This window comes from Streptomyces alkaliphilus, assembly GCF_014141535.1.
GTDB lineage: Bacteria > Actinomycetota > Actinomycetes > Streptomycetales > Streptomycetaceae > Streptomyces > Streptomyces alkaliphilus.
The window spans coordinates 1-624 of the sequence record NZ_VKHT01001616.1 but is presented as its reverse complement, the minus strand read 5'-3'; the positions used below and the strand labels follow the sequence as shown (position 1 = coordinate 624).

1 pseudogene is annotated in these 624 nt (G+C 67.6%); it reads left to right on the top strand.

Annotation, left to right across the window (positions count from 1 at the left end):
• Positions 1-54: 54 nt before the first annotated feature.
• A pseudogene (locus FNQ90_RS25970) lies at positions 55-624 on the top strand (hypothetical protein); the annotation flags it as partial.

Sequence of the window (624 nt, the reverse complement as noted above, 5' to 3'; positions counted from 1 at the left end):
CCCCTGGCACCCTCTCCGCCAGCCGCTTCCGGCCAACCGGGGGCAGGGGCGCCGGTGAACGAGAGGAACGCCTTCGACGGTGACCTGAGCTGGGCCTACGTCCTTCGGCCCACCGGCATCGAGGTCATCCACCTCACCGGCCACGGACCCACCCGGGGCCGGATCGTGGAGTGGGACCGGGACCCACGGACACGTTTCTCCGACGCTCCCCGGGCGTGGCGTCCACCATCTCCTCCCCCACCCGGAAAGGACCACGTGCCCACCCCTTCGCGGAAGACCTCGGAACCATCGGCCGGATCAACCGTGGTCGAGAAACAACTCGGTATTTCGATCGATGAGCTGGTGACGCGTCACGAGACGCACGACCCGCTGCGCAAGATCGCCCACATGGTCATTTCGGCCGCCGACGACCTCGACACCACCGACCACCTGCTCCTCGAAGAAGCCGAGCGTCTGCGTGAGGCCTTGGCCCGGATGGTGGACGGCAGGCTCGAGGTCACCGTCCTCGGAAACGGGGACATCCTCCACCACGCCGCACGGGTGAACACACTCGCTGTTCGACACCGCGAGCAACGCCGTCACCTTCACGGGTTGACCTGGCTTTACACCCGCAGCGCCCAGCCC